The 4,525-nt window shown below is 62.3% G+C and carries 5 protein-coding genes; 3 read left to right on the top strand and 2 right to left on the bottom strand.

Going from position 1 to position 4,525, the window contains the following annotated elements; genetic code table 11:
- From WCA53_RS21525 to WCA53_RS21515, 3 genes are all read left to right on the top strand, one after another.
- On the top strand, positions 1–249 hold a 249-nt coding region (locus tag WCA53_RS21525), incomplete at its 5' end, for a hypothetical protein (protein ID WP_423915403.1).
- A gap of 139 nt (positions 250–388) precedes the next feature.
- A complete protein-coding gene (locus WCA53_RS21520) occupies positions 389–1,687 on the top strand; it encodes an MFS transporter (RefSeq protein WP_423915401.1) in 1,299 nt (432 codons plus the stop codon).
- 46 nt (positions 1,688–1,733) lie between these two features.
- On the top strand, positions 1,734–2,516 hold the full coding sequence (locus tag WCA53_RS21515; protein ID WP_423915399.1) for a substrate-binding domain-containing protein: 783 nt from the start codon (positions 1,734–1,736) through the stop codon (positions 2,514–2,516).
- Positions 2,517–2,531: 15 nt separating this feature from the next.
- Here WCA53_RS21515 and dctA read toward each other — a convergent pair whose 3' ends face one another.
- Both dctA and WCA53_RS21505 read right to left on the bottom strand, forming a co-directional pair.
- Entirely contained in the window at positions 2,532–3,833 is a 1,302-nt protein-coding gene (gene dctA, locus WCA53_RS21510) for a C4-dicarboxylate transporter DctA (protein WP_423915396.1), read from the bottom strand.
- A partial coding sequence (locus WCA53_RS21505; RefSeq protein WP_423915393.1) for a LysR substrate-binding domain-containing protein occupies positions 3,830–4,525 on the bottom strand: 696 nt, incomplete at its 5' end. The genes dctA and WCA53_RS21505, both read right to left, overlap by 4 nt.

The raw sequence follows: 4,525 nt of genomic DNA, 5'->3' as shown, positions 1-4,525 counted from the left end.
GATGCCGGCGTGTCCCGCAACGTCTATTGCGTCAACGTCGATGCGGTGATCGCAGCGCTGCTGCTGAAGATGCTGTGGCAGCCGCTGCGACGTGGTGAATTGACCGAGACCGATCTGGAAACCGCCGCGTTCACGATCTTCCTTTATCCCCGCATGCTCGGCTGCGCGGCGGAAATCGACGATCACCTGAACCGGGGACGCAACATGGACACGCGCACGCCCGCCTCTCAGTGCCGGTTCGTGGCCTGAGCGCTTCGCCGGCTGATAACCAGCGGACATCAATCGTTGCAAAAATAGCACTTAATGTGTTGCGTCGTTCGGGCGAGTATTCGACAAACAACAATCCGCCCGAACATCACAAAGTCAAAAATTTTCAGGAGACACCTCGATGCATCCCTCCTCACCCCTGCTGGCCCCCGGGCAGTCGAAGGCATCCGCCGTGCTACGCGTGACGGCAGGCAACTTCCTGGAGCAGTTCGACTTCTTCCTGTTCGGCTTCTATGCCACGCAGATCGCCGCGGTCTTTTTCCCGGCAGCGAGCGAGTTCGCATCGCTGATGATGACCTTCGCCGTCTTCGGCGCGGGCTTCCTGATGCGCCCGCTCGGCGCGATCATCCTCGGCGCGTACATCGACGATGTCGGCCGCCGCAAGGGCCTGATCGTCACGCTGTCGATCATGGCGAGTGGCACCATCCTGATCGCGTTCGTGCCCGGCTATGCGACGATCGGACTCTTCGCCCCGGCGCTGGTTCTCATCGGTCGTCTGCTGCAGGGCTTCTCAGCGGGCGCTGAACTCGGCGGGGTATCGGTGTATCTCGCCGAAATGGCGACGCCGGGCCGCAAGGGCTTCTTCACGAGTTGGCAGTCGGCAAGCCAGCAAGTGGCGATCGTCATCGCCGCCGCGCTCGGCTTCGCGCTCAATCAGTGGCTCGACACGGCGGCGATCGCTGCGTGGGGATGGCGCGTGCCGTTCTTCGTCGGCTGCATGATCGTGCCTTTCCTTTTCATCCTACGGCGCAATCTTGAGGAAACCGCGGAATTTAAACAGCGCCAGCATCGCCCGAGCATGAAAGAGGTCTTTGCTACACTCGTGCAGAACTGGAATGTCGTGATCGCTGGCGTGCTGCTGGTGGCGATGACCACCACAAGTTTTTATCTGATCACGGTGTATGCGCCGACCTTCGGCAAGACGGTCCTGCATCTGAGCACTGCCGACAGCTTGCTCGTCACGCTGTGCGTGGGTGTCTCCAATTTTATCTGGCTGCCAATCGGTGGTGCGCTGTCGGATAGAATCGGACGCCGTCCGCTCCTCCTTGCGATGACGATCCTGGCAATAGCGACCGCTTACCCGGCGCTGTCGCTGCTGGCCCACGCACCAAGCTTCGTCAACATGCTGCTTGTGCTGCTCTGGCTCTCGTTCATGTACGGCATTTACAACGGCGCGATGGTCGTCGCGCTCACCGAGGTGATGCCAGTCGAGGTGCGCGTCGCCGGATTCTCTCTCGCCTACAGCCTCGCGACGGCGGTCTTCGGAGGTTTTACGCCCGTCATCTCGACCGCGCTCATTCATATGACGGGCGACAAAGCCGCGCCAGGTTACTGGATGAGTTTCGCCGCGGTGTGCGGGCTCGGTGCAACACTCGCACTGTACCGGCGCCGTCGCGTTCCGCTGCATGCGGCTCCCTGAAGCATCGCACGCCTCCTCGAACATTAGACTGACATACTATCGCCCCATGAAATCCTTTCTTCTGAAACTCTGCACCACGGCGCTGCTCGGCACCTGCGCCGCTGCGGCGAATGTGCAGGCCGCCGAGCTGCATGTGATGAGTTCGGGCGGCTTTACCGCCGCCTACAAGCTGCTCGGCCCGAAGTTCGCGGCGTCCACCGGCAATACGCTCGATACCGCGCTCGGCCCGTCGATGGGCAAGTCGCCGGAGGCCATTCCGAACCGGCTCCAGCGCGGCGAGCCTGCCGACGTGGTGATCATGGTCGGCTACGCCCTCGACGACCTGATCAAGCAGGGCAAGGTGGTTCCCGATTCACGCGTCGAACTCGCCGATTCGCGCATCGGCATGGTCGTGCGCGATGGCGCGCCAAAGCCCGACATCGGGTCCGAGGCGGCGCTCAAGGAAACCTTGCTGCGTGCCCGGTCGATCGCTTACTCGGATAGCGCGAGCGGCGTCTATATCGAGCGCGAGCTGTTCAAGCGGCTCGGCATCGAGGAGCAGGTGAAGAACAAGGCGAAGATGATCCCGAAGATTCCGGTGGCGTCCGTTGTCGCGACAGGCGACTACGAAGTGGGATTTCAGCAGGTGAGCGAGTTGCTTCCGGTGAAGGGCGCGGCGTACGTCGGCAAGATTCCGGAGTCGATGCAGTCCGTCACGCGCTTTGCCGCCGGCATACCGGTCGGCGCACAGCATCCGAAGGAAGCGAAGGCGCTGCTCGACTATCTCGCGTCGCCCGCCGTGCAGCCGGAGGTGACATCGACCGGGCTCGATTCCGTCGCCACGCATTGAAACTAAGGCAACGATTCAGCCCGTCAGGTCGGCGGGATGATCGAATGCATCCTCAGACTCATGCGCCAGGCTCAATGCGTTCTTCAGGCGCACCCGGTCGCAGGAACGCTCCCACATCGATATGAAGATCACCGCGCAGGCATTGCTGATCACGCTCGTCAGGGCGCGCGCCTCGGACATGAAGCGATCGATGCCGACCAGCAGCGCGACGCCTGCAAGCGGCAAGTCAGGAATGACGGCCAGCGTGGCGACGAGCGCAACCAGTCCGCTGCCCGTTACGCCCGCCGCGCCCTTCGACGTGAGCAGCATGACCGCGAGCATCGTCGCGATCTGGCCGCCCGAGAGGTGTACATCGCACGCTTGAGCGATGAACATGGACGCGAGCGTCAGGTAGATCGCCGTGCCGTCCAGGTTGAACGAATAGCCGGCGGGCAGCACGAGTCCCACGATGCCTTTGTCGCAGCCAAGCGCTTCGAGCTTGACGATGAGGCGCGGCAGCACCGGTTCGGTCGACGAAGTCGCGAGTACGATGACAAGTTCCTCGCGAATGTAGCGCAGCAGCAGCCAGAGTGAGAAGCCATGCAGGCGTGCAAGTGGAGCGAGCGCGCAGACGACGAACAGCAAACACGCCGCGTAGAACGACACCATCAGCATGCCGAGCGAGCCAATCGAACGAATGCCGAAGCGACCCACCGTGAACGCCATCGCGCCGAATGCGCCGACGGGAGCAAGCCGCATGATCATCGCGAGGATGCGAAACAGCACATACGCGATGCCGTCGATGAATTCGTGTACCCGCCGCCCGGCGCTTCGGCTCGCATTCAATGCGAAGCCGAACAGAAGGGCAAGCAGCAAGACCGGTAGCACTTCGCCTTTCTCGAAAGCGCCGACAAGCGTCTCCGGAATCACATGAAGCGCGAATTCGACGAATCCGTACGACTGCGTGCGCGTGGAATACTGCGCGAGGATAGTCGTGTCCAGATGATGCGCGTCGATGTGCAGGCCGGCGCCCGGGTGCAGCGCGAATGCGGTCGCGATCCCCACAACGAGCGCAACCATCGTGAGAACGTAGAACAACGCCAGCGCCTTCAGTATGGTCCGCCCGATCCTGGAGCCGCTCGCAAGCGACGTAATGCCGGTGACGATCGTGCAGAAGACGATTGGCGCGATCATCATGCGTACCAGCGCGACGAACGCATCGCTGAGCGGTTTAAGCGATGCGCCGGCCTGTGGCCAGAAGTGGCCGACGGTCATGCCGAGCCCCATTCCGAGCAGGACCTGAACGTAAAGCAGCCTGAAGGGCCTCGGCAGTGTCATTTCGGCGCCTTCTTTCCCGCGGCGTCGGCCATGCCGCTACGCTTCGTGTCGAGGATCGTCTGATAGAAGTGTTGCGCGGCCGGCGTGAGCGGACGCCCCCGGCGCCTGACGATCCCGATGCGTCTCGTCACGACCGGATCGACGAGCGGCACGCTTGTCAGAATCGGATGGTCGCGCATGGGCATCGCCATTGAGGGCACGGCGGCCACACCGAGTCCTGCTTCGATCAGGCCAAGCATGGTGGTGACATGGTGGGTCTCGCAGACGCTAGGCTTCCTCGGCGCCACGGTGGTCAGCGCCTGATCGAGCAGCAGGCGGTTGCCAGAAGTCTTGTCGACGGATACATATTCGTGTTCATAAAGCTCGTTCCAGGTCACACGCTTTTTCTGAGCAAGGGGATGATCGCGGCGGCACGCGGCGACGAACCGTTCCTGCACTAGGACCTTGAACTCGACCTCGGTTTCTTGGCTGCCCACGAAGCTAACGCCGAAATCAGCTTCGCCGCTGATTACCGAGCCGAGCACTTCATTGGCGCTCGAGTCGAGCAGCTTGACCCGGATCCGCGGATAGCGACTGTGATAGGCGGCAATGACGCTCGGCAGGAAATAGTAGGCAACCGACGGCACGCATGCGATGGTCACATGACCCAGGCGGCTCGTGGAGACGTCGCGGATGCCGAGCAACGCGACATC

This window comes from Caballeronia sp. (assembly GCF_049581465.1).
Lineage (GTDB): Bacteria > Pseudomonadota > Gammaproteobacteria > Burkholderiales > Burkholderiaceae > Caballeronia.
This window is presented reverse-complemented; position numbering and strand designations above follow the sequence as displayed.